The organism is Dietzia sp. IBK-p2-15D (genome assembly GCF_057773105.1).
Genome location: NZ_JBYMTK010000076.1, coordinates 1 through 467, shown reverse-complemented (window position 1 = coordinate 467; position 467 = coordinate 1). Strand labels below are relative to the sequence as shown.

The following is a 467-nucleotide window of genomic DNA, read 5'->3' as shown; positions in this document are numbered from 1 at the left end:
AGGTCGTATTGACTGCTCAGATACCCGTCGAGAACGTCAGATCCGGCATTCAAAAGCGCCTGATTTTGGCTCTCATAGGTCTGAATGCGCCCCCACGCGGGAGCCATTAGCGCCATATTGGCGATCGTAGCGCGCGCGGGGGTTGCCACTTACTTGACCTTTTTGGTTCGCTCGGTGCTTTTTTCCGCGTCGACTGGCGCATCCGCGACGACTACGGGCGCGGCAGCCTTTGGCGCGTCAAGCTTGATGACAACGAAGCGCTTGTCCGCGCAGATCTCCGCGTATTCCTCGTCGGAAACGTCGAGCTCGACCGCTTGGCCAATTGGCCATTTGCGGTGAACTGCCCAGTAATGCGGCGCGACCTGGGTATTGATTACGGAGACGCGCATGTTACGCCGTGCACTTGCAGCTCATGAAGTACAAGCCCAGGCCGCCGACGCCACGAGCGCGAACGCCCATCAGGTACT

1 protein-coding gene is annotated in these 467 nt (G+C 59.3%); it reads right to left on the bottom strand.

The annotated features are described in order from the left end of the window. Positions 1–149: 149 nt before the first annotated feature. Positions 150–389 (bottom strand): hypothetical protein, encoded by a 240-nt coding sequence (locus AC3DEV_RS16935; protein WP_488372859.1) that lies wholly within the window; start codon positions 387–389, stop codon positions 150–152. Between the last annotated feature and the right edge of the window lie 78 nt (positions 390–467).